Below are 22,721 nucleotides of genomic sequence, written 5' to 3'. Positions count from 1 at the left end.
CCGTCACTCTGGTGGGAGGTCGTCCGGGAAACGGGCCGCGGCTGTGGCGGTGTCGATGCAGTCGTGGGGGAGGAACCAGCTGTGGGCGCCGTGCAGCAGCGGTTCGGGTTCCTCTTCCGTGACGAAGACGAACTCGATGCGTTCCGGCATGGCGCGTATGCCGCACTGGCCCGGGATGGGCGGGAGAGGTTCCCAGGCGCAGCCGGCCGCGGACAGGGCCTCGGTCAGTTGCCGGTAGGTGACCGTTGCGGGGACGGTGCCCAGGCCAGGGGGCAGTTCGACGGTCTCGCGCCAGGTCGGCACCGAGATGTGCGTGACCATGCGGCAGCGGCAGACCGTGAACTCGACGTCGCCGTAGGAGTACAGGTGCGGCCACCTGTCGTGCTTGCCGACGCGTCCGATGTCCCACGGCCCGCCGTATTCCGCGACCAGGTCGCGGAGCGGGGCGCCGAGGCGGAGCAGGCCGGCGCTTCCGGTCAGGGCGAAGCGCACCAGGAAGTCCAGCATGCGCCGAGTATGGCGGGCCTCAGGTGCCGCTGGAGGGTTCCGGGGGCGTGGTCGGGCGGCCGGCGAGCAGGAGGTCGCGCCAGTCGGCGCGGTCGTGCCGGGCCGGTTCGGTCTTCAGGAAGTCGTCCATCACCTCGACGAAGCGCTCGGGCTCGTCGCGGTGCGGGAAGTGGCCGGCGTCCTCGAAGACCTCCAGGCGGCTGCGGGGCATGACGGTGTGCGCGACGTAGGCGTGGCGGACCGGGATGATGCCGTCGCGGCGCCCCCAGACGATGAGGGTGGGCAGGTCGCGGGCGAGGTAGCCGCGGTCGAGCATCGTGATGGCCTGGCCGCGCAGGTCCACGCCGGCGCGGATGGTGCGCAGGAACGCGCGGCGGGCGGACGGGTCGGCGAAGTTCCGGTAGCGGCCGAGGACGTAGTCCAGGTCGTGGCCGAGGCCGGCGCCGCCGAGGGCGCGCAGGACGGGGGTGGCGGCCCGGACCGCGGCGCGGGTGGGCGGGGTGGTGAGCAGCCGCATGCCGAGGGACGCGCCGGGGCCGGCGGCGAGCCGGAACGCCGGGTGCACGGCGCGGCCGAGGCCGGCGCTGCCGACGAGGGCGAGGCGCTCGACGCGCTCGGGGAACTGGTAGGCGAACTGCATCGCGATGCCGCCGCCGAGGGAGTGCCCGGCGACGCTGACCCGGTCGACGCCGAGGACGGTCAGCAGGTCGCGCATGCCGCAGGCGTAGGCGCCGATGGCGTAGTCGGCGCGGGGCCGGGCCGAGTCGCCGTGGCCGAGCAGGTCGGGGGCGATGACGGTGTGGCGTTCGGCGAGGCCGGCCAGCACCCGGTCCCAGGTCAGCGAGCTGTCGCCGATGCCGTGGACGAGCAGGAGCGGGGGGCCGTCGCCGAGGACGCGGTAGGCGCGGCGGTAACCGTGGATGTCCTGGAAACAGAGCATGTCCGCAGGGTCGGCCGGGCGTGTTTCACGGATGATTCCGGCTGGTGAGAGCCAGGTAAGCGAACCCGTTCGCCATGTTCATGATATTTCGGCGAAACAAAGGGCACCTACGGTCGCGTGATGGGCGACCGCGCGGAAGTGATGGCCGTCGGTGTGGAGGAGGAGTTCCACACCGTGGACCTGGAAACGCATCGTTTGCTGCCGCGGGCGGACAGCCTCCTGCAGCAACTACCGGCCGAGCGTTTCAGTGCTGAGCTGCAGCGTTCGGTCGTGGAGACCAACAGCAGACCCTTTCTGCGGCTGATCGACCTGGCCGAGGACCTGGCCGCGCTGAGACGCGGCGTGGTGGCCGCGGCCGAGCCGCTCGGGCTCGGCATCGTCGCGTCGGGCACCGTGCCCGTCGCCGACGTGGACGCGCTGAAGGTCACGCCGGACCCCCGCTACGAGAACATGCTGGAGGAGTACCAGGCGCTGGCCCGCGAGCAGCTGATCTGCGGCGCGCAGGTCCACGTGGACGTGGGCGACCGCGATCTGGCGGTGGCGATCGCGCACCGGATCGCGCCGCGGCTGCCGGCCCTGCTGGCGATCTCGGCGAGCTCGCCGTACTGGCTCGGCTCCGACACCGGCTACGCCAGCTACCGGACGCTGCTGTGGTCGCGCTGGCCGACGACCGGGCCGCTCGGGGAGTTCGGGTCGGCCGAGGAGTACGACCGGATGGTCGACGACCTGGTGCGGTCCGGCGTCATCAGCGACCGCGGCATGATCTATTTCGATGTGCGGCCGTCGGCGCACCTGCCGACGATCGAGCTGCGCGTGTGCGACGCCTGCCCGCGGGTGGAGGACGTCGTGCTGCTGGCCGGGCTGTTCCGGGCGATGGTGATCGAGGAGATGGAGGCGGCCGTCGCGGGCCGCCCGCCGCTGCCGGTGCGCACCGAGCTGACCCGGGCGATGTCGTGGCGCGCCGCCCGCGCCGGGCTGGAGAGCGAGCTGGTCGATCCGGTGGACGGCGTGCCGGTGCCGGCGCCGCTGTTCATCCGCCGGACGGTGGCGGGGCTGCGGCCGGCGCTGGAGCGGCTGGGCGACTGGGAGCTGGTGTCGGAGCTGGCCGACGCGGTCCTGGCGGGCGGCGGGTCGGCGGCCCGGCAGCGCGCCGCGTTCGCCGAGGGCGGTGTCGGGCGGGTGGTGGACCTGCTGCTCGCCGAGACCCGCGCGAACACCGAGTGGGCGCCCGGCGCGGGGCCGGCCCGGACGCGGGTCGCGCCGATGCTGGCCGGTTACGACACCTCCGCCGACGAGGCCGTGGTGTTCGACGGCAGCGCGCGCGGCCCCTACGGGCTGCTGATGAACGCGCTCGACCGGCTCGGCGCGGACGGCCTGGCCGAGCGGGAGCGCAAGCGCGACGAGGTGCAGCGGCAGCTCGGCATGACCTTCCACGTGGAGGGCGAGGAGGAGGACCGGCTGTTCCCGGTCGACCTGGTGCCGCGCATCATCGCCGCCGAGGACTGGACGCTGCTGCAGGTCGGCCTGGTGCAGCGGGTGCGCGCCCTGGAGGCGTTCCTGCGCGACGCCTACGGCGATCGCGAGGCGGTGCGCGACGGTGTGCTGCCCGCCTGGGCGGTCGACGATTCGCCCGGCCTGCGGGACGACGGGCGGCTGGTCCCGAAGGATTCGGTGCGGTGCGCGGTGGCGGGCATCGACCTGGTGCGCGACGGGGCGGGCCGCTGGGCCGTCCTGGAGGACAACCTGCGGGTTCCGTCCGGCATCGGGTACGCGCTCGCGAACCGCTGGCTGATGGCGCGGGTGCTGCCGGAGATGCTGCGCGCGTCGTCCACGCCCAGCCCAGCGCGCGCGCTGAAGGTGCTGCGTGCGGCGCTGTCGAACGAATCGGACGCGCTCGCGTTGGTGACGTCCGGTGAATCCGACTCGGCGTTCTTCGAGCACAGGCTGCTCGCGCAGGAGATGGGCATCCCGCTCGTCACGCCCGACCAGATCGAGGTGGACGAGCACGGCGTCCGGGCGGACGGGCAGCACGTGGAGGTCCTCTACCGCCGGATCGACGAGGACGAACTGCCCCGCGAGCTGCTGGACGCCGTGCGGCGCGGGCAGCTGAGGCTGGCCAACGCGCCGGGCAACGGCGTCGGCGACGACAAGGCGCTGTACGCGTTCGTCCCCCGCCTCATCGAGTACTACCTCGGCGAGCAGCCGCTGCTGGACAACGTCGCGACCTACCTGTGCCGCGACGAGGAGCAGCGCGAGCAGGTCCTGGACCGGCTGCCGGAGCTGGTGCTCAAGCCGGTCGACGGCTACGGCGGCGCCGGCGTGCTGATCGGCCCGGACGCCTCCCGCGCCGAGCTGGCCGAGGCCCGCGACCGGCTGCTGGAGAACCCGGCGGGCTGGATCGCGCAGGAGACCGTCGGGCTGTCCACGCACCCGGTGCTGGACGGCGGCCGGCTGCGGCCGCGCGCGGTGGACCTGCGGGCGTTCGTGTGCCAGGGCGACCGGGCCGAGGTCGTCCCGGTCGCGCTGACGCGGGTGGCGCCCGAGGGCAGCCGGATCGTCAACTCCTCGCAGGGCGGCGGCTCCAAGGACACCTGGCTGATGCAGTGAACGGAAGGGAGACATCCGAATGTGCGGGTTGAGCGGTGAGGTGCGCCTGGACGGCATGGGCGCCGACGTCGCGGCGGTGGCGCGGATGACGGCCGCGATGGAGCCGCGGGGCCCGGACGGCGCCGGGGTGTGGTCGGCCGGGCCGGTCGCGCTCGGGCACCGCCGGTTGAAGATCATCGACCTGTCGGAGCGGGGCGCGCAGCCGATGGCCGACGCCGAGCTCGGCCTCACCGGCGTCTTCAACGGCTGCCTCTACAACTACCGCGAGCTGCGCGACGAGCTGCTCGCCGCGGGCTACCGGTTCTTCTCCACCTCCGACACCGAGGTGCTGGTCAAGGCGTACCACCACTGGGGCACCGGCTGCGTCGACCACTTCAAGGGCATGTTCGCGTTCGCGATCGTGGAGCGCGACTCCGGGCGGGTCGTCCTCGGCCGCGACCGGCTCGGCATCAAGCCGCTCTACATGACGCAGGACGCCGACCGGCTCCGGTTCGCCTCGACGCTGCCCGCGCTGCTGGCCGGCGGCGGCGTGGACACCGGGCTGGACCTGGTCGCGCTGCACCACTACATGACGTTCCACGCGGTCGTCCCGCCGCCGCGCACGATCCTGGCGGGCGTGCAGAAGCTGCCGCCCGCGACCGTGCGGACCGTGGAGCGCGACGGGCGGATCGAGGACCGGCTGTACTGGAGCCCCGGCTTCACCCGGGGCCTGCCGATGAGCCGCGAGGAGTGGACCGGCGAGGTGCTGGCGGCGCTGCGCACGGCGGTGGACCGGCGGATGGTCGCCGACGTCCCGGTCGGCGTGCTGCTGTCGGGCGGCCTGGACTCCAGCCTCATCGTCGCGCTGCTCGCCGAGGCGGGGCAGCGCGACCTCAGCACGTTCAGCATCGGCTTCCAGGCGGCGGGCGGGGAGTCGGGCGACGAGTTCGTCTACTCCGACCTGGTCGCCGAGCGGTTCGGCACCGACCACCACCAGATCCGCATCGACGACGCGCGGCTGCTGCCCGCGCTGACGGGCGCGATCGGCGCGATGAGCGAGCCGATGGTCAGCCACGACGTCGTCGCGTTCTACCTGCTGTCGCAGGAGGTGTCCCAGCACGTCAAGGTCGTCCAGTCGGGGCAGGGCGCCGACGAGGTGTTCGCCGGGTACGACTGGTATCCGCCGCTCGCGGGCGTCCCGCGCGAGCAGGCCGCCGACGCCTACGCCGGGGTGTTCTTCGACCGCCCGTACCCGGAGCTGGAGGGCATCCTCAACCCGTCCTACCTGCTCGACCACGACGCCGCCTCCGACTTCGTGCGCGCCCACTTCGGCGCGCCCGGCGCGGAGACGGCGGTCGACGCGGCGCTGCGCATCGACTCGACCGTCATGCTGGTGGACGACCCGGTCAAGCGCGTCGACAACATGACGATGGCGTGGGGCCTGGAGGCCCGCACCCCGTTCCTGGACCACGACCTGGTGGAGCTCGCGGCGGCCTGCCCGCCCGAGCTGAAGCTCGCCCAGGGCGGCAAGGGCGTGCTGAAGGACGCGGCGCGCGGCATCGTCCCCGACGAGGTCATCGACCGGACCAAGGGCTACTTCCCCGTCCCGGCCATCCGCCACCTGTCGGGCCCCTACCTGGAGCTGGTGCGCGAGGCGCTGATGTCGCCGGCCGCCAAGGAGCGCGGGCTGTTCCGGGCCGACTACGTCGAGCGGCTGCTGGCGGCGCCGAGCGACCACCGGACCACGCTCGGCGCGAGCCAGCTGTGGCAGATCGCGTTGTTGGAACTGTGGTTGCAGGGGCATGGCGTGTGAGTGGGACGAACGCCGGGAACGACCTCGGCGACGTCCAGACCGCAACGAAGGGGAGCCCTGCCTAGATGTGCCGTCATTTCGCCTGGGTCGGCGCGCCCAGGACGCTGCACGCCCTGTTCTTCGAGCCGAGCTACGGACTGCCCGAACAGGCCAGGCTGCCGCGCTGGCAGCAGATCGGCCTGGTCAACAAGGACGGTTTCGGCGCCGGGTGGCATCCGCCCGGGGGCGGGACCAGGGTGTTCCGCACCACCACGCCGATCTGGGAGGACGCGGAGTTCCCGGCGTTCGCCCGTGAGGTCTCCGCGGGCTGCGTCCTCGGCGCGGCCCGCGCGGCCAGCCCCGGCATGCCGATCGAGGAGACCGCGAACGCGCCGTTCACCGACGGCGAGATCCTGCTCAGCCTGAACGGGCACCTGAACGTCGGCAAGACCGGCGTGCTGCTGGAGGCGGGCCGCGAGCCCGAGTCGACGTGCGACTCGGCGTTCCTGGCGGCGCTGCTCTGGCAGCGGCTGGAGCAGGGCCGCCCGCTCGCCGAGACGGTCGAGGGGCTGCTGTACGACGTCGTCGGGCTCGACCCGAACGCGTGCCTGAACATGCTGGCCACCGACGGGACGCAGGCCGTCGCGACGACCTGGGCGGAGACCCTCTGCTACCGCCAGGAGAGCGACGGGGTGATGGTCGCGAGCGAGCCGCAGGACGACGCCGACGACTGGACCACCGTCCCCGACCGCTCGATCCTCGTCGCCGACGGGTCGTCGGCGCAGGTCAGATCGCTGCGGACGGTGCCGTCGGCCGCGCCGACCGTGCTGCCGGGCGAGGCCGTGCCCGGGTAGTCACGGCGCCTGGCCGCCCAGGGCCCGCGCGTAGTGCGCGCGGGCCTTGGCGCGGTTGCCGCAGCCGCTCATCGAGCACCAGCGCCGCCGGCCGTTCCGCGAGACGTCGAGGAACCACAGGATGCAGTCCGGCGCCTCGCAGTCGCGGATCCGGCCGGGCGGCGCATCCCGCACGAGCTCGGCGAACGCGCGCGCGGCGAGCCACGCGCCGCGCCACGCCTCGTCGTCGACCTCGGGCGTCTCGACCGGCCCGTCGCCGGTCATTTCCAGCCGGACGCGGCCGTGCGCGAGCACGGCGTTGAGCTCGTCGTACTCCTTCTCCTCCAACGCGCGCCGGATCGCCTGCCGCGCGGCGCGCAGCTGCTCCAGTCCGGTCGTGCCGCCGAGCGCCGCCGCGTGCTCGGCGTGCCAGTCCTCCAGCGCGTCGATCCAGCCGCCCTGGGCGGGCCAGCGGGTGTTCACCAGGTCCAACGGGAGCGGCTCGCCGGTGAGCGGTCTTGTGATCACCGGCACAGTCTAACTGATGAACAACCTTTGACGGGTTAGGTCGCGTTGATCTATGTTCTAACCATTCAAGCGAGATTCATCGGTTAGAGAGAAGGTCCGCCATGACCGCCGTCGTCCACCACCGCACCATCGGGATCCAGGGGCAGCGCGTCTTCTACCGGGAGGCCGGCGACCCCGCCCGCCCCACGCTGGTCCTGCTGCACGGCTTCCCCACCAGCTCGGCGATGTTCCGCGGCCTGCTGGCCGACCTCGGCGGCGAGTACCACCTGATCGCCCCCGACCACATCGGCTTCGGGCAGTCGGCGGCCCCCTCGGTGGCCGACTTCGACTACTCCTTCGAGCGCCTCACCGAGATCACGCTCGGCCTGCTGGACGCCCTCGGCCTGGACCGCTTCGCGCTCTACGTCCAGGACTACGGGGCGCCGATCGGGCTGCGCATCGCCTCCCGCCACCCCGACCGGGTGACGGCGATCATCAGCCAGAGCGGCAACGCCTACCTGGAGGGGTTCACCCCGTTCTGGGACGTGCTGTTCGCGCACGCCAAGGACCGCGCCGCCAACGAGGCGGACGTCCGCGGGCTGCTGGAGCCCGCGGCCACCCGCTGGCAGTACGAGCACGGCGTCCCCAAGGACCGCCTGGACCGGCTGAACCCCGACACCTGGACGCTCGACCAGGCCTACCTGGACCGCCCCGGCTCCAAGGAGGCCCAGCTCCAGCTCTTCTGGGACTACCAGTTCAACCTGGACGGCTACCCCGCGTTCCAGGAGTACTTCCGCACGCACCGGCCGCCGGTGCTGGTCGCCTGGGGCGAGCACGACGAGATCTTCGGCCCGGCCGGGGCGCGCGCGTTCGCCCGCGACCTGCCCGACGCCGAGATCCACCTGCTGGACGCCGGGCACTTCGCCCTGGAGACCCACGGCCCCGAGATCGCCGCGCTGATCCGCGACTTCCTCGGCCGGGCCCTCGGTTAATCCGTGGCGGATGTCCGAGTCGATCTTTAAGGTCGGCGCCATGGGGAGCATCCGCTACATCCAGGGCGACGCCACCAGCCCGCAGGCGAAGGGCGTGAAGATCATCGCCCATGTCTGCAACGACCTGGGCGGCTGGGGCAAGGGCTTCGTCCTGGCGCTGTCACGGCGCTGGGACGAGCCCGAGCGCGCCTACCGGGCCTGGCGGCGCTCCCGCGACGGCTTCGCGCTCGGCGCGGTGCAGTTCGTGCAGGTCGACCGGTACACCTGGGTCGCGAACATGATCGGGCAGCGGGGCACCAAACGCGGCAGCAAGGGCGTGCCGATCCGCTACGACGCCCTCGACACGTGCCTGGCCGCGCTCGGTGACAAGGCCCTCGAACTCGGGGCGAGCGTGCACATGCCGCGCATCGGGTGCGGGCTGGCGGGCGGCCGGTGGGAGCTGGTCGAACCGCTCGTCGAACGGAACCTGACCGCGCGCGACGTCCAGGTGACCGTCTACGACGTCGCCTGAGGAAGCGTGACCCGGACCGTCGTGCCCTTGCCCGGCGCGGACAGCAGCTCGGCACGCCCGTTGTGGGCCGCGGCGATCGCGGCGACGATGGGCAGCCCGAGACCCGCGCCCGGCGATCCGGAGGCCCGGCCGGCGCGGTGGAACCGCTCGAACGCGCGGGCGGCGTCGTCCGGCGGCATGCCGGGACCCTCGTCGGCCACCTCGATGACGACCGCGTCCGGCGCGCGGTACAGCCGGACGGTCGCGGGCGTGCCGGGCGGCGTGTGCGTCCGCACGTTGGCCAGCAGGTTCGCCAGGACCTGCCGGACGCGCGCCTCGTCGACGGTGGCGACCAGCGCGTCCGGGGCGTCCAGGGCGAACGGCGCCGGACCGGCCGCCCCGGCGTCCCGGACGGCCTCGCGGGCCAGCGCGACCAGGTCGACGGCGGCGGGGTCCAAGGTCGCCTCGCGGTCCAGCCGGGCCAGCTCCAGAAGGTCGGTGACCAGGCTGTTCATCCGCTGCGCCTCGGCCTCGATGCGGGCCATCGCCGCGGGCAGCTCGGCCGGGCCGAGCGCGCCGTGCCGGTACAGCTCGGCGTAGCCCTGGATGGTCGTCAGCGGCGTGCGCAGCTCGTGCGAGGCGTCGGCGGCGAACTCGCGGACCCGCGCCTCCGAGCGGCTGCGCGCCCAGAACGCCTGCTCGATCCGGTCCAGCATGACGTTGATGGCGGCGGCGAGCCGGCCCGTCTCGGTGCGCGCGCCGGGACCGGACGGCATGCGGGCGCGCAGGTCGCCGCCCGCGGTGATGGCGTGCGCGGTCGCCGCCATCCGGTCCAGCGGCAGCAGGCCGCGCCGGATCAGGTGCCGGCCGACCAGGGCGAGGACGGCGAGCAGCACCAGCGCGGTGATCAGCTCGGTGAGGACCAGGTTGCGGACGGCGGCGCGGACCTCGTCCAGCGGCGCCGCCACCACGATGGTGTTGCCGTTGCGGCCCGCGCGGGCGACGGCGCGCAGGCCCGGCAGCGAGAACGGCTCCAGGCTCGCCGCGCGTTCGGCCAGCGCGCCCGGCCCGAGCTCCCGCAGCTCGGCCGCGGCCCGCGACGGGTCCGGGTCGGGGCCGCTGAGGATGCGGACCTGCCCCGCCGCCGTGACGTGCGCGACGACGAACCGCGCCGGCGCCACGCCCTGCTCGGGCAGGCCGGGCCGCAGCAGCCGCGGCACGGCGCGGTCGCGGGTGGCCTGGAGCTGGCCGTCCACCCGGTGCATCAGGTAGCCGTGCAGCACCAGGCCGCTCACCGCGCCCATCACCAGGAGGCCGGCGAGGGTGACCGACAGCAGGCCGGTGAGCAGCCGGGCGTTGAGCGTCATGGCCGCAGGATGTAGCCGATGCCGCGGCGGGTGTGGATCAGCGGCGGCCCGAGCGGGTCGAGCTTGCGGCGCAGGTAGCTGATGTAGGTCTCCACCACCTGCGGGCTGCCGTGCTGGTCCCAGCCCCACACCGCCTCCAGCAGCTGGGCCCGGCTGAGCACCCGGCCGGCGTTGCGCATCAGGTGGGCCAGCAGGCGGAACTCGGTCGGGGACAGGTCCACCTCGGTGCCCGCCCGGCGCACGGTCCAGTCGGCCTCGTTCAGCTCCAGGTCGCCGCTGCGCAGCACCTCGCCCGCGGCCGGCGCCGCGCCGCCCGCCGGGGCGGTGCGGCGCAGCACCGCGCGGACGCGGGCGATCAGCGCCTCGATGGAGAACGGCTTGGTGACGTAGTCGTCGCCGCCGAGGGTGAGGCCGGTGACGGTGTCGGAGGGGGTGTCCCGCGCCGTCAGGAAGATCACCGGGACGTCGTCGCCGGCGGCGCGCAGCCGGCGGCAGACCTCGAACCCGTCGATGTCGGGCAGCATGACATCGAGCAGCACCAGGTCGGGCCGCCGCGCCGCCGCCTCGCGCAGCGCCTCGGCGCCGGTGCCCGCGGTGACCGGCCGGAAGCCGTGGAACCGCAGCGCCGTGCACATCAGGTCCCGGATGCCGGCCTCGTCGTCCACGACGAGCACCCGGTGGTCGTCGTTCATGCGCCTCCGCTACTTCTGCGTCACCCGGACGACCTTCGCCGTGCGGGTACCGCCGTTGTTCTCCCCGAATACCACCACCTTGTCACCCTTGGCCAGCGCGGACATGTCCGCCTTCGCCTTGTCCTTGCGGACGCGGGTCTGGGCGTTGGCCGCCCACTGCCAGTCGGTGCCGTCCTCGCTGTGCACGGTCAGCGTGCCGCCGGACAGGGCGGTGATCTGGCCGCGCTGCCAGCCGACGACGTGGAAGCCGTCCTTGCGCTTCACGGTCGCCTCGCCGTGCACACCGCGCAGGCCGTGCATCGCGCGCATGCCGGGGTGGCGGCGGTGCTCGCGGTGGTCCTTGGCGGACGCGGAGGGGGACGGCGACGGGTCGGCGAGGGCGGGAACGGCGGTGGCCAGGCCGAGCCCGAGCAGCCCCGCGGCACCGGCGGCGACGATCTTCTTGTTGGCTCTCATGCTCCTCAGTGAACCCGGCCGGGCTGGCAACAGCCCCCGGCTAAGGCTGGGAGAACCCTGAGAGGGCGTTCGGCGTGGAGTTCGCAGTACTTTGAACGCCTTACCGGATCTATGCGCTGTCGACGGACGCGGCCGGCCGCAGCGCGTTGACGGTCACCGGACCTGCTGGTCGCCTTGGGCGCGGTCCGGAAGGAAGGCTCCGCTGCCTCCGGTGGGCCCGATCGGCCATCCTGCAGGAGGCAAGGAACCGTTCTCGCGGGTGGGCGGCAGCAGACGCCTGGCGCGTCTGCGGGTCAGGACGGAATCCACTCCCAGCCCCCGACGGCTGGCTTCAGCAAAGCGGATCAATGCTTGGGCGTGTTCGGCGCGCCGTGCCTGGACCTGGTCCTGATCTCCGCCTCCGGCGGCCATTGCGCGGGCTTGCGCCGAGAGGCGGACCCCGGCGGTGGTGAGGTCGGTCAAGGCGCGGGTCAGCTCCACGTCGCCGGTCAGCAGAAGGATCTCGGCCTCGGCGATGCGCCGGGTGGCGAAGTCCCACGCGTCGAGACGATCGGCGCCCTCGCCGTTCAGGATGTGGGCAACGGCCAGGTCACACTCGCGTTCCAGCGCATAGATCTGTGCGCAGCGCTGGTGGAACTTGTCGGCCCATCGGTCGCGTCGGGTGGCACGGGTGATGGCGAGTTGCCCGGTAGTGGCGATGAAGGCGCCCACAAGCGCGCCGATCAGACTCATGACTGCGGCCATGGCTTAAGGATGAGAGATCTTCCCGCCACGGGAAAGCGGAAGGCCGGACATCCTGCAAGGCACGGTTCTCTGGGTGTGGGCAAGGCCGACGTCAGGGAGCGCACCTGTCCCGAGGCGTGTCCCGCCGGGCTCCTTAACGCGACTGGCCGTCCGGTTGCTGCTCAAGCCCCGAGGCGAGGAGCGCGGCCTGGACGTCGGCGAGGTGTTCGCCACGGCCGACGCCGTCCTGGGCGAGCACGCCGCCCGGATGCTGCCGGCCGGCTGCATCCGCTCTGGCCCGCCCTGGAGCGGCTGCAGGCGGCACGGGAGATCGCGACCGGCGACGCGCCCGTGCTGCTGATCGAGGTCGCCCGTGACCTGCTGGCCTACTTCCCTTCCAAGGCCCTGCCGGCCGAGGCGCCGCCGGTCTTCGGCCGCCTCTCGCGAACCCTGAACGGGCCTGCCGACGACGGCACGGCCGAGGCGGACACCGACGAGTTGTTCGACGTGGTGGAGGACGTCGTGGACGCGACGGCCGCCCTGGGCGTCCCGGTGCCGGTGATGTGCGCCGAGCCGCTGCACCAGGCGCTGGACGACCTGATCGCGCCGGCGGCGGCGGCCCGGCCGGCGACTTGCGGGACGCCGCCCGCCGATCAGTCCAGGTACCGCTCGGCCGCGTCCACGGACCCGCCGACCGGTCATTACCGCCCGGCGCGCTGTCCGATACGGAGAACGCTCAGGTAACGGCGGGATGCTCGGTCGCCCATCCGTGTGCGGATGCGCTCGGCGATGGCGTCGAGCAGGGGCTCGCGGACGTCGTGGTCAAGCCTTCGGAACGGCGACGTCGAGCGAAGGAGATCGGCGAAACCGTTCCCGTCGAACGCCTGAACGGTCGGATACCAGCGGACGATCGTTGGGCCGAACAAGTCGCCGGGATCCTCAACCGGTCCCCAACCCTCGTCGGTGGTGCGCACGTCATCCTCGAGTGGCGGATGACCCCAGTCGGGGTTCCCCGGGGAGTACCGCTCATAGAGATCGGCGGTCTCGGCGTACACCTCCGGCTCTCCTGGCCGGCGGACAACGATGTTGCCGAGCAGCGCCATCCAACCTCCGGGACGGAGCATGTCGTGCGCTCGCTGCCAGCCAATCGATGGATCCACCCAATGCCATGCTGACGCGGCCACGAGGACATCGAAGCGTCTACCGCGGTCGTTCCACTCCTCGAACGTCGACGTCTCGACTTCGACGCTGGGGAAGGCGGCGAGCCGTTGGCGAGCGAGTACGGCCATTTCCGCACCCGGCTCGATCGCGGTCACCGAGCATCGGAGCGCAGCCAGCGAGCGCGTCGCCTGACCGGTACCGCAGCCCACCTCAAGCACCGACGACCACTCGTCCATGCCCGTGATGGAGACGAGGTCAGAGAACATTTCGTCGGGGTATGTCGGCCGAACCCGATCGTAGAGCTCTGGCACCTCGTTGAACACGCGGCCGAGGTCACGTCGATTCGAATCCGCCACCGCACCATTCTGCCGCGGCTGTTGCCGTGCCGTCGCGATGGCGAGCCGCACGTCCCGCCGCGGCAAGAGGCAAGGTCATGTAATTCAGACAAACACCACGACCTACCACTAAGCGCTGCACCTAGCCTCCCCGAAGGCCCCTTACGAGACCACCGCCTGCATCGGAACGGCCAGTCACGCTAAGACGGGCCCCGGGCTCCTTAACGTGACTGGCCGTTCGGTTGCTGCTCAAGCCCCGTCTATGAGCCAGATGCGGTGCAGCACCGGGACGTGTGGAACCCGGCGTGGTCCTGCGTGGTCGAACTTGAACGCCGAACAGCGGTGTCGAGGGCAGGAGTGCCGGTGGACGCCAATACCGTGATCGCCACGTGTGCGACCTTCATCGCCGTGCTGTCTCTGGGGGTGTCCTTCCTGGAGGCCCGGGCCACCCGCCGGCACAACCGGTACGCCGTGCGGCCGTTGCTGGAGCTGTGGTTCACCAAGACCGACGGCGGACCGGCCGGGATCGTCCTGGTCAACCGCGGCATGGGCCCGGCGATCATCACCCGCATCGAGCTGGTGCTGGACGGACGGCCGTTCGGCGACTGGGACCGCCCCAGCCTTGACCGGCTCCGCAGCACGCTGCCGGTCCGGCCTGAGGCCGCCACCTTCCGCCCCGGCAGGGCGATCCCGGCCGGCTACGAGACGTTCCTGCTGAAACTGCAGGACTGGGACCGCGCCGAGCACGCGTGGTTCTCCGAGCTGATCGACAACCGACTACAGCTACAGATCGGCTACGAGTCGCTCTACGGCAGCGAGGGCTTCACCACGGTTCTGCACCATCAGCCCTAAGCAGCGACCCCTCGGCATTCCACATCACGCGCTCGCCCAGCCGTTCGATCAGCGGCGCGTCCCCACCGGAACCCGCCTCATGGAGACGAACGCCCCTGTGGGCGGTTGGGATCTGAGTATCCGCCTCCACCAGGGCGTGAACGCGATGCTGGAGGGGCGCGTCGAAACAGCGGGCGGCCCGGTGCTGCGGGCCCTGACCGGAAGGGCGCCGCACCATGGCCAGACAGCGGAAAGGGTGGCTTCGCCGGCACGGCGACGGCGACGGATGGCGGCGGCCGGCGCGGCTGGTGCCGGTGTGGGTGGCGCTGTCGGGGACGTTCGTCACCGCGGTCGCGGTCGCGGCGGGCGCGTTGTGGCTGGGGCTGGACCTGCTGGACGTGCACGGCGTCAAGCGCGAGAAGCAGATCTCCTCATCGGTGCTGTTCGATCTGGTGAAGTTGTCGTTCGCGGTCGTGGCCGGTCTGGGTGGTCTGGTTGCGTTGGTGGTGGCCTACCGCAAGCAGCGCACCGAGGAGAACGCCGCGCTGCGCGAGAACACCAAGTTGCACAGCGACCGCTTCACCGCCGCCGTCGCCCAGCTCGGCGACGCCTCACCCGCGGTGCAGCTTGGCGGGGTGCACGCCCTGGCCGGCCTGGCCGACGACGCCCCCACCCGCGCCTTGCGCCAGACCTGCATCGACGTCCTGTGCGCCTACCTGCGCCTGCCGTATGACCCCGACCCCGGCGACGCCCCCGAGCACCTCCAGGCGCGCCAGCGGTACCGGGCGATCCGCGAGGTCCGCCACACCATCATCCGCATCATCGGCAACCACCTGCGCCCCGAAGCCACCGTCTCCTGGGACGGCCACGACTTCGACTTCACCGACGTGGCCTTCGACGGCGGCGACCTGCGCAATATCCACATCACCAGCGGCACCCTCACCTTCACCAATGCACAGTTCGAGGGCGGCACGGTCGACTTCACCGGTGCGCGGTTCAGGGGCGGCACGGTCGACTTCACCGGTGCACGGTTCAAGGGCGGCACAGTCGACTTCGAGAGCGCGGGATTCCTGGGCGGCACGGTCGACTTCACCAATGCGCGGCTCGAGGGCGGCACGGTCGCCTTTGGGCGTGTGCGGCTTAAGGACGGCATGGTCGACTTCGGGGACGCGCTGTTCAGGGACGGCGCGGTCGGCTTCGGGAGTGCGCGGTTCGTGGGCGGCGCGGTCAACTTTAGGTGTGTGAGCTTGGAGGATGGCACGGTCGACTTCAGGAGCGCGAGCTTGGAGGGCGGCACGGTCGACTTCAGGGACGCGAGGTTCCGGGACGGCAAGGTCGACTTCGGGCGCGTGGGATTCGGGGACGGCAGGGTCGACTTCAGGGGCGTGGGGTTCGTGGGCGGCAGGGTCGACTTCACTGACGCGGGGTTCGATGGAGGCACGATCGACTTCACGGATGCCGTCGGCCGGCGGCCGGAAGGGTTGCCGGACGGCATGGCCGATCACCTGTCGTAAAACGATCGTTTCTCAACGCTCGTTAGATGATCTCGTTCAGCCGGATATTCGCGGCTTCCAGGGTGTTTCAAAACGTGGTGCCGGGCCTTGCCGTTCAACAAGTCCAGGAGGACGCGATGGCGTACAGGCCGATTCTGTGCAGGCCCGTGGTGCCGGCAGGGGCGACGGCCTCTTGCGCGGCCGGGTGAAGCAGGCGTGCCTGATCCCCCGATGTAGCCTACGGGTACTTTGGGGGTTTTGTTGCGACCTCAGCTCGTGCCTTCCGCGACGAACGCAATCGACTTATATCAGGTAAAGAGGTGCGAGTTTATGGAGGATTTTCCCGATTGGCTGAACCCGTTCTACCGGAGCCCGCTGCGGGAACTCTACTGGACGGTCCTCGGCCTCCTCTCCGTCGTTCTCGTGTTCGTCCTCATGGGCGGACTTGGCATCTGGTGGACGGGCCTCCTCGCTATCGTGAACGCAGGTCTTTTCATCGCCACCAGGCTGGCATTCAAGAGAGCGGACAAGCGGCTTTCCCTGATCTCGCTGGCCAAAGAAGAGATGGTCGAATTCGACCAGGTTCTCGGCGGGCTCGACTTCGATCCGCAGCGGGAAGGCGTGGCCCCGGACGCGGTGCAGGATCATCGGGAGGCCCTGCAACGGCGGGCCGACGCGGCGCGGCTGCGGCACGGCTCGCAGGCGCTCGATGCGACCGGCGACGCGCTGGCCGCGCTGCGGCGCCTGGAGATGAGGCTCTACGGAGACTCGCGGATCGACAGGAGCGACTCCTGGCGGGCCAGAGAGCGTGAGCGGCTGGCACGGATCGACGACCCCGGGCCGCCGCTGCACGTGCTGAACGGCGCCGGGAACGCGGTCGTCCCTCTGCCGGAAGGGCTGCCAGACCACGTCCTCATGACGGCCGGAGACCACGGCGCGATCCGGGTCGAACTGCTGCGCCACCGAAAAGGGGAGGCCGAAGAGACCGTCTTCACCGGCGGTCGGAAGGTCGTCGGCCTGTGGGAGGTGCGTCACCTCAGGATCGAGGCCGAAGGCGCCTGGGCGATTTCGCTGCACGACGCCGGCGGGGTGCCGCGGTTCACCTCCCAGGCCGAAGGAGAGGGAGACGACGTCCTCTTCTACCGCGGCCCGAAGGGCATCGCCTTCATCGAGGCCGAACCGGGGTTCGAGGTGGTCGGTCTCGCGCGCGATCTGGGCTGGCTGGAACAGATTGCAAGCTCGCATCACGGATGTGTGGCGCTGGGCGGTCCGGCGCTGATGTCGATTCAGGCCAAGGGGAAGTGGCGGATCGTCGTCACGGAGGCCGCCGAGATCCGCGACTTCGACACCGACATCAAGGGGCGCGGGGACGAGGTCGTCCGCTACACGGGCCCCGACGCGATGATCGACGCCTCGTGGGCGGGGCAGTGGTTCGAGCTGCACCGGCTGGACGGCGAATTCCATCGGGAGAGCGAACTGATCGCCTCCGTACCGCGACGGCGGACTTCGGTACGGCCGCAGCGCGGCTCAGTGCGGCTGCGGCACGGCGCACTCCTGCAGGTCCTCGCGGATCACGAAGAGTGGACCCTGGCCGTATCACGCTGATTCCGCGTTCACCGCCATTCCTTTTCTTCGGATGGTTCCCTATCGGCTGGACCGGTCCTTTGGCAGGTTCGCGTCCAGGGGTGAGAGGCGTTTGTCGTTCCTGCGGCACGCGGCGGGACAAAGGGCTTGCTCGATGCGTCACTTGGCTTACGCCGGGCTGCGCCGGGAGGGCCTGCCGCTCGTCTCCGTGACCGGCGACTACTCGCGCAAGCAGGTCACCGTGCGGCTCCGGCGCGGCACCTGCCCGCAGGTTCTGGGAGGTGATCTGCAGTGGTGCATCGGCCTGGCGTCCTGAGCGGGCAGGTGATCGGCGACCGGGGCACGGTATGTTCTTGCACGTCCTCGGTGTGCTGAGGGCGTGGGCGCTCAACGTGGCGCGCTGACGGTTCGTTCCGCCGCTGTTCCCACGTTTTGAGGAAGCTCCCCTATGCCGTCCCCCCTTGCCGGCCGCCGTGCGCTGCTGGTCGATGTCCCGGTCCTGCTCGTCGCGGTGGTGTGGGGTTCCAGCTACCTGGCGACCAAGCAGATCACCGACGGCGCCAACGTCATCGCGATCCTGCTGCTGCGGTTCGCCATCTCGCTGCCGCCGCTCGCGGTCGCGGCGCGGCGCAGGCTGCGGCGGCTGACCCGGCCGGAGATCGGCGGCGGGGTGCTGCTCGGCCTGGTGCTGGCGCTGATCTTCCTGCTGGAGACCTACGGGGTGGTGCACACCTCGGCGACCAACGCCGGGCTCATCATCAGCCTCACCATGATCTTCACGCCGCTGGCCGAGGCGGCGCTGAACCGGACCCGGCCGACCGGGTCCTTCGTCGCGGCGGCGGCGCTGTCGGTCGTCGGCGTCGGCCTGCTCACCCAGGGCGCCGGCTTCACCGCGCCCTCGGCGGGCGACGTGCTGATGCTGCTGGCGGCCGGCGTGCGGACCGCGAACGTGCTGCTGATGCACCGGCTGCCCGCCGTCCGCGACACCGATGACGGCGCCCTCACCTTCGTGCAGCTCGGCACGTGCGTGGGGATCTTCGCGCTGCTGGCTCCCTGGGCCGGGACGCCGCCGTGGGAGGCCGCCGCCTCCCTGGGCGCGCTGGGTTGGCTGGACCTGGTCTACCTGGCGCTCGGCTGCACCCTGTTCGCGTTCCTCGTGCAGATGTGGGCGGTGCGCCGCACCTCGCCGTCGCGGGTGAGCCTGCTGCTCGGCACCGAGCCGCTCTGGGCGGCCGTCGTGGGCGTTGCGGTCGGCGGCGACGACCTGGGCGCGCTCGGCTACGTGGGTGCCTGCCTGGTGCTGGCCGGCACGTTCTGGGGCCGCCGCGCGGCGGCACCGGTCGCCGTCGAGGACCCTAAGGCCCTGGTCCCGGCCTGAGGTGTCAGCGGCGGTCGCCGGACCGCCGCCGGCGCCTGGCGTCCCACAGCGCGGCCTGCTCCCACAGCAGCGGGAGCACGACGGTGGTGACCGCGGCCACGATGCGGAACCACGGCTCCCACGGCCCCCACACGAGGATGACGACCGCGACGGCCAGGGAGGCGACGTGGTGCCACCAGCGCAGCAGCCGCTTCGGCGGACCTTCGGTGGGCATGTCCTCAGGAGCCATGATCACTTCGCTTCCGGGGGCCGGCGACGCATCCAGGGTGCCCCAGACCCGTAGTTTTGGGGATATGGAGAACGCTTTTCCCGGCGCCGACCGGGATCTCGTCGCGCGCCGGGCCGCGTCGTTCGGGGGGAACGCCGCCGCCTACGCCACCGAACGCCCCGGATACCCGGAGGCGGCCGTGCGGTGGGCGCTGGAGGCGGCGCCCGGACGGCGCGTCCTGGACCTCGGCGCGGGTACCGGGAAGCTGACCGAGGCGCTGCTGGACCGGGACGTCATCGCCGTCGAGCCCGATCCCGAGATGCTCGCCGAGCTGCGCCGGCGGTTGCCGGGCGTGCGGGCCGAGCAGGGCGGCGCCGAGGACATCCCGCTGCCGGACGGGTCGGTGGACGCCGTCCTGGTCGGGCAGGCCATGCACTGGTTCGACCTGGACCGCGCGCTGCCGGAGATCCACCGGGTGCTCGCCCCCGGCGGCGTCCTCGCCGGGCTGTGGAACCTCGACGACGACCGGGTGCCGTGGGTCGCGGGTTTCAAGGAGGCCGCGCGCAGCGGCGTCTCGTTCGAGCGGTGGCGGCCGAAGCGGCTCCCGCCGACCCGCTGGTTCCCCGAGGTCGAGCGGGCCGAGTTCCCGCACGCGCAGCGCCGCACCGCCGAGTCGCTGACCGCGACCGTCGGCACCCACTCGCACGCGCTGGTCCTGGAGGAGGGCGAACGCGCCGCGCTCCTGGACCGCGTGCTCGCCTACCTGCGCGCCACGCCCGAGACCGCCGAGGGCGAGTTCGACCTGCCCATCGTCACCCTCGCGGTACGGGCGGTGCGCGGCTACTCGTACTCGTAGAAGTCGGGCTCGGGCGGCAGGTCGTCGTAGTAGGGCGGGTCGGCGGGCGGTGCCGGGGCGGGCACCGCGGCCTGGACGGGCGCCGGTGCAGGCGCCGGGGCCGGGGCGGGCGGGGCGTCGCCGAACTCGGCGAGGGCCTCCAGGACCTGCTCGCCGTACTTGGCCAGCTTGTTCTCGCCCACCCCGCTGATCCCGCCGAGCGCCGACAGCGACGCCGGGCGCGCCGTCGCGATCTCGCGCAGCGTGGCGTCGTGGAAGATCACGTAGGCGGGGACGCCCTGCTCCTTGGCCGCCGCGCCGCGCCAGGCGCGCAGCCGCTCGAAGACCGGCGCGGCCTCGGCGGGCAGGTCGACCGGGGCCTTGCGCTCCTTGGCCGTCCTGGTCTTCGCGGCGGCGGCCCTGGTGCGCTCGGACTCGCGGCGCATCATGACCTTGCGCTCGCCGCGCAGCACCCCGGCGCTGGCCTCGGTCTCCACCAGCGAGCCGTAGTTGCTCTCGACGGCGACCAGGCCCTGCGCGAGCAGCTGGCGGATCACGCCGCGCCACTCGGCGTCGCTGAGGTCGGCGCCGATGCCGAAGGTGCTGAGCGCGTCGTGGTCGAACTGGATGATCTTGGCGTTCTTCTTGCCGCGCAGGATGTCGATGATGTGCCCGGCGCCGAACTGCTGGCGCCGCTCGCGCTTCAGCCGCACCACCGTGGACAGCGCCTTCTGCGCCGGGACGGTGCCGTCCCAGGTCTCGGGCGGCGTCAGGCAGGTGTCGCAGTTGCCGCACGGCGCGGCGTCCTGCCCGAAGTAGTTCAGCAGCTGGACGCGGCGGCACTCCACGGTCTCGCAGAGCGCGAGCATCGAGTCCAGGTGCTGGCTGAGGCGGCGGCGGTGGTCGGCGTCGCCCTCCGAGCCGTCGATCATCTTGCGCAGGCTGACGACGTCGTTCAGCCCGTAGGCCAGCCACGCGGTGGACGGCAGGCCGTCGCGGCCCGCGCGGCCGGTCTCCTGGTAGTAGCCCTCGACCGACTTGGGCAGGTCCAGGTGCGCGACGAACCGGACGTCGGGCTTGTCGATGCCCATCCCGAACGCGATCGTCGCGACGACGACCAGGCCGTCCTCGCGCAGGAACCGGGACTGGTTCTCGGCGCGCACCCGCGCGTCGAGCCCCGCGTGGTAGGGGACGGCCTCGATGCCGTTGTCGGACAGGAACTGCGCGTGCTTCTCCACCGAGCTGCGCGACAGGCAGTACACGATGCCCGCGTCGCCCTCGTGCTCGGTGCGCAGCAGCTGCAGCAGCTGGCGCTTGGCGTCGGTCTTCGGCTCGATCCGGTACTGGATGTTGGGCCGGTCGAAGCTGGCCACGAAGTGCCGCGCGCCGGTCAGGTTCAGCCGGGTGGCGATCTCCTCGCGGGTGGCCGGGGTGGCGGTCGCGGTGAGCGCGATGCGCGGCACCTCCGGCCAGCGCTCGTGCAGGCCCGACAGCATGAGGTAGTCGGGCCGGAAGTCGTGCCCCCACTGGGACACGCAGTGCGCCTCGTCGATGGCGAACAGCGAGATCTTGGCGCGGTCGAGCAGCGCGGCGGTCGCCGGGACGCGCAGCCGCTCGGGCGCCAGGTAGAGCAGGTCGAGCTCGCCGGCGGCGAACCGCGCCTCCATGACGCGGCGCTCGTCCAGGTCCTGGGTGGAGTTGAGGAACCCGGCGCGGACGCCGAGCGCCTGCAGCGCGTCGACCTGGTCCTGCATCAGCGCGATCAGCGGGGAGATGACCACGCCGGTGCCCGGCCGGACCAGCGCGGGGATCTGGTAGCACAGCGACTTGCCGCCGCCGGTCGGCATCAGGACGAGCGCGTCACCGCCGTTGACGACGTGGTCGATGACCTCCTGCTGCTCGCCCCGGAACGCGTCGTAGCCGAACACGCGCTGGAGCGTCCGCAGGGTCTCGTCCACGTCGGGGGAAGTCATCGGGCCATAGTACGAGCCGCCGGGGACGATATGCGGCTCGTCCCGGGTGATGACCCCGCGGGCGCGGAAATCGTTTCGGGGAGGGATGCCGGATCAGGCCGCCCCGGCCCATGATCGGGGTGTGCGCATTCTTCTCAAGATAGGCATCACCGCCGCCGCGCTGTGGGCGGCGACGGAACTGGTCTCAGGCATCGCGGTCCACGGCGACACCGCCGGGCGCCGCGTGCTGACGCTGGTCGGCGTGGCGATCGTCTTCGGGCTGGTCAACGCCGTCGTCAAGCCGATCGTCAAGACGCTCGGCTGCGCCTTCTACGTGCTCACCCTCGGCCTGTTCGGCCTCGTGGTGAACGCCCTCCTGCTGCTGCTCACCAGCTTCCTGGCCGACCGGCTCGACCTGCCCTTCCACGTGTCCGGATTCTGGGCCGCCTTCTGGGGCGCCATCGTCGTGGGCGTCGTCGGCTGGATCCTGGACCTGCTCCTCGGCGGGGACGACGACTGACCCCTGCCCGCGCCGCGCGAACAGCGAGCCCGGCCGCTCGCCCCCGTACTCGGCGTACGCGGGCGGGTGGTCGGCGTCCGAGCCGGTCAGCACCCAGTGCCGGGCGCGGGCGGCGCCGACGAGCACCTCGGCCTCGGTGAGCGCGCCCGCGCCCGCGACGACCAGGGCGTCGAAGCCGGCCGGGGCGGCCGCGCCGATCGTGACCGGCGTCCCGCAGACCAGGCCGGCGGCGGGCAGCAGGCCGGCGGGGTCGGCGCGCAGCGCGGCGAGCCGCTCGATGCGCTCCATCGCCCGCCGCTGGTGGTCGGCCAGCCGCGCCGGGTCGGGCTCCTCGCCGCAGAACTCACGGACGTTGGCACGCGACTCCTCCGCGGCCGCGCGCATCGTCTCGGCCTCGGCGTCGTCGGCCGCCAGCAGCCCGGCGACCTCGCCGCGCCGGGCCTCCAGCGCCGCCTCGGCCTCGGCGAGCCGCCCGGCGGCGGCCTCGGCGTCCTGGCGGGCGCGTTCGGCGGCGGCCTGCGCCACCTCGTGCGCGGTGG

Annotated in this window: 23 protein-coding genes; 13 read left to right on the top strand and 10 right to left on the bottom strand. The window is 72.2% G+C overall.

The features are described 5' to 3' along the window. Positions 1-3: 3 nt before the first annotated feature. Together ACRB68_RS15305 and ACRB68_RS15300 are read right to left on the bottom strand one after the other, a co-directional pair. A complete protein-coding gene (locus tag ACRB68_RS15305) occupies positions 4-507 on the bottom strand; it encodes a hypothetical protein (RefSeq protein ID WP_153533135.1) in 504 nt (167 codons plus the stop codon). 19 nt (positions 508-526) lie between these two features. Continuing rightward, positions 527-1,447, bottom strand: a complete 921-nt coding sequence (locus ACRB68_RS15300) for an alpha/beta fold hydrolase (protein WP_153533134.1) — start codon at positions 1,445-1,447, stop codon at positions 527-529. A gap of 120 nt (positions 1,448-1,567) precedes the next feature. Here ACRB68_RS15300 and ACRB68_RS15295 point away from each other — a divergent pair, with 120 nt between their 5' ends. The 3 genes from ACRB68_RS15295 (at position 1,568) to ACRB68_RS15285 (ending at position 6,679) form a co-directional block, all read left to right on the top strand. Beyond that, entirely contained in the window at positions 1,568-4,054 is a 2,487-nt protein-coding gene (locus tag ACRB68_RS15295; protein ID WP_153533133.1) for a carboxylate--amine ligase/circularly permuted type 2 ATP-grasp protein, read from the top strand. A 19-nt stretch (positions 4,055-4,073) separates the two neighbouring features. Then, complete coding sequence (locus ACRB68_RS15290) at positions 4,074-5,846, top strand: N-acetylglutaminylglutamine amidotransferase (RefSeq protein WP_153533132.1); 1,773 nt, start codon at positions 4,074-4,076, stop codon at positions 5,844-5,846. A 65-nt stretch (positions 5,847-5,911) separates the two neighbouring features. After that, on the top strand, positions 5,912-6,679 hold the full coding sequence (locus ACRB68_RS15285; RefSeq protein ID WP_153533131.1) for a class II glutamine amidotransferase domain-containing protein: 768 nt from the start codon (positions 5,912-5,914) through the stop codon (positions 6,677-6,679). Here the strand turns inward: ACRB68_RS15285 and ACRB68_RS41255 are convergent, their stop codons facing one another. After that, positions 6,680-7,186 carry a CGNR zinc finger domain-containing protein gene (locus ACRB68_RS41255; RefSeq protein WP_328594241.1) on the bottom strand — a complete coding sequence of 169 codons (507 nt, stop codon included), beginning with the start codon at positions 7,184-7,186 and terminating at the stop codon, positions 6,680-6,682. Between the two features lie 101 nt (positions 7,187-7,287). On the opposite strand from ACRB68_RS41255, the gene ACRB68_RS15275 reads away from it, so the two are divergent. Both ACRB68_RS15275 and ACRB68_RS15270 read left to right on the top strand, forming a co-directional pair. Next, on the top strand, positions 7,288-8,157 hold the full coding sequence (locus ACRB68_RS15275; RefSeq protein ID WP_153533130.1) for an alpha/beta fold hydrolase: 870 nt from the start codon (positions 7,288-7,290) through the stop codon (positions 8,155-8,157). A gap of 40 nt (positions 8,158-8,197) precedes the next feature. Next, complete coding sequence (locus tag ACRB68_RS15270) at positions 8,198-8,668, top strand: macro domain-containing protein (protein WP_153533129.1); 471 nt, start codon at positions 8,198-8,200, stop codon at positions 8,666-8,668. On the opposite strand, the gene ACRB68_RS15265 is transcribed toward ACRB68_RS15270, so the two are convergent. The 4 genes from ACRB68_RS15265 to ACRB68_RS15250 form a co-directional block, all read right to left on the bottom strand. Next, positions 8,653-10,014, bottom strand: coding sequence for a sensor histidine kinase (locus tag ACRB68_RS15265; RefSeq protein ID WP_153533128.1), 1,362 nt, complete (start codon positions 10,012-10,014; stop codon positions 8,653-8,655). The genes ACRB68_RS15270 and ACRB68_RS15265 overlap by 16 nt on opposite strands. After that, positions 10,011-10,706, bottom strand: a complete 696-nt coding sequence (locus ACRB68_RS15260) for a response regulator transcription factor (protein ID WP_153533127.1) — start codon at positions 10,704-10,706, stop codon at positions 10,011-10,013. Before ACRB68_RS15260 ends, ACRB68_RS15265 begins: the two co-directional genes overlap by 4 nt. Positions 10,707-10,715: 9 nt before the next feature. Continuing rightward, positions 10,716-11,162, bottom strand: coding sequence for a DUF5666 domain-containing protein (locus tag ACRB68_RS15255; protein ID WP_153533126.1), 447 nt, complete (start codon positions 11,160-11,162; stop codon positions 10,716-10,718). 153 nt (positions 11,163-11,315) lie between these two features. Next, positions 11,316-11,906, bottom strand: coding sequence for a hypothetical protein (locus ACRB68_RS15250; RefSeq protein WP_153533125.1), 591 nt, complete (start codon positions 11,904-11,906; stop codon positions 11,316-11,318). A 330-nt stretch (positions 11,907-12,236) separates the two neighbouring features. Between ACRB68_RS15250 and ACRB68_RS15245 the strand changes: the two genes are divergently transcribed. Beyond that, positions 12,237-12,629, top strand: a complete 393-nt coding sequence (locus ACRB68_RS15245) for a hypothetical protein (protein ID WP_153533124.1) — start codon at positions 12,237-12,239, stop codon at positions 12,627-12,629. On the opposite strand, the gene ACRB68_RS15240 is transcribed toward ACRB68_RS15245, so the two are convergent. After that, a complete protein-coding gene (locus tag ACRB68_RS15240) occupies positions 12,587-13,453 on the bottom strand; it encodes a class I SAM-dependent methyltransferase (RefSeq protein WP_207709701.1) in 867 nt (288 codons plus the stop codon). The genes ACRB68_RS15245 and ACRB68_RS15240 overlap by 43 nt on opposite strands. Before the next feature lie 291 nt (positions 13,454-13,744). On the opposite strand from ACRB68_RS15240, the gene ACRB68_RS15235 reads away from it, so the two are divergent. The 5 genes from ACRB68_RS15235 (at position 13,745) to ACRB68_RS15215 (ending at position 18,667) form a co-directional block, all read left to right on the top strand. Continuing rightward, positions 13,745-14,233 carry a hypothetical protein gene (locus ACRB68_RS15235; RefSeq protein ID WP_153533122.1) on the top strand — a complete coding sequence of 163 codons (489 nt, stop codon included), beginning with the start codon at positions 13,745-13,747 and terminating at the stop codon, positions 14,231-14,233. Between the two features lie 215 nt (positions 14,234-14,448). Continuing rightward, positions 14,449-15,726: a pentapeptide repeat-containing protein gene (locus tag ACRB68_RS15230; RefSeq protein WP_153533121.1), complete on the top strand. Its 1,278-nt coding sequence runs from the start codon at positions 14,449-14,451 to the stop codon at positions 15,724-15,726. Positions 15,727-16,035: 309 nt separating this feature from the next. Further along, positions 16,036-17,310 carry a hypothetical protein gene (locus tag ACRB68_RS15225; RefSeq protein WP_153533120.1) on the top strand — a complete coding sequence of 425 codons (1,275 nt, stop codon included), beginning with the start codon at positions 16,036-16,038 and terminating at the stop codon, positions 17,308-17,310. A 133-nt stretch (positions 17,311-17,443) separates the two neighbouring features. After that, a complete protein-coding gene (locus ACRB68_RS15220; protein WP_153533119.1) occupies positions 17,444-17,605 on the top strand; it encodes a hypothetical protein in 162 nt (53 codons plus the stop codon). 132 nt (positions 17,606-17,737) lie between these two features. Next, a complete protein-coding gene (locus ACRB68_RS15215) occupies positions 17,738-18,667 on the top strand; it encodes a DMT family transporter (protein WP_153533118.1) in 930 nt (309 codons plus the stop codon). Between the two features lie 4 nt (positions 18,668-18,671). Here ACRB68_RS15215 and ACRB68_RS15210 read toward each other — a convergent pair whose 3' ends face one another. Then, positions 18,672-18,881: a hypothetical protein gene (locus ACRB68_RS15210; protein WP_153533117.1), complete on the bottom strand. Its 210-nt coding sequence runs from the start codon at positions 18,879-18,881 to the stop codon at positions 18,672-18,674. Between the two features lie 79 nt (positions 18,882-18,960). Between ACRB68_RS15210 and ACRB68_RS15205 the strand changes: the two genes are divergently transcribed. Further along, complete coding sequence (locus ACRB68_RS15205) at positions 18,961-19,731, top strand: class I SAM-dependent methyltransferase (protein WP_153533116.1); 771 nt, start codon at positions 18,961-18,963, stop codon at positions 19,729-19,731. Here ACRB68_RS15205 and recQ read toward each other — a convergent pair. Next, complete coding sequence (recQ, locus tag ACRB68_RS15200; protein WP_153533115.1) at positions 19,716-21,683, bottom strand: DNA helicase RecQ; 1,968 nt, start codon at positions 21,681-21,683, stop codon at positions 19,716-19,718. The genes ACRB68_RS15205 and recQ overlap by 16 nt on opposite strands. 49 nt (positions 21,684-21,732) lie before the next feature. On the opposite strand from recQ, the gene ACRB68_RS15195 reads away from it, so the two are divergent. Beyond that, positions 21,733-22,182: a phage holin family protein gene (locus ACRB68_RS15195; protein WP_328594239.1), complete on the top strand. Its 450-nt coding sequence runs from the start codon at positions 21,733-21,735 to the stop codon at positions 22,180-22,182. The last annotated feature ends 539 nt before the right edge of the window (positions 22,183-22,721 follow it).

The sequence above is a fragment of the Actinomadura macrotermitis genome, assembly GCF_009604375.1.
In the GTDB taxonomy this organism is placed as follows: domain Bacteria; phylum Actinomycetota; class Actinomycetes; order Streptosporangiales; family Streptosporangiaceae; genus Spirillospora; species Spirillospora macrotermitis.
This window is presented reverse-complemented; position numbering and strand designations above follow the sequence as displayed.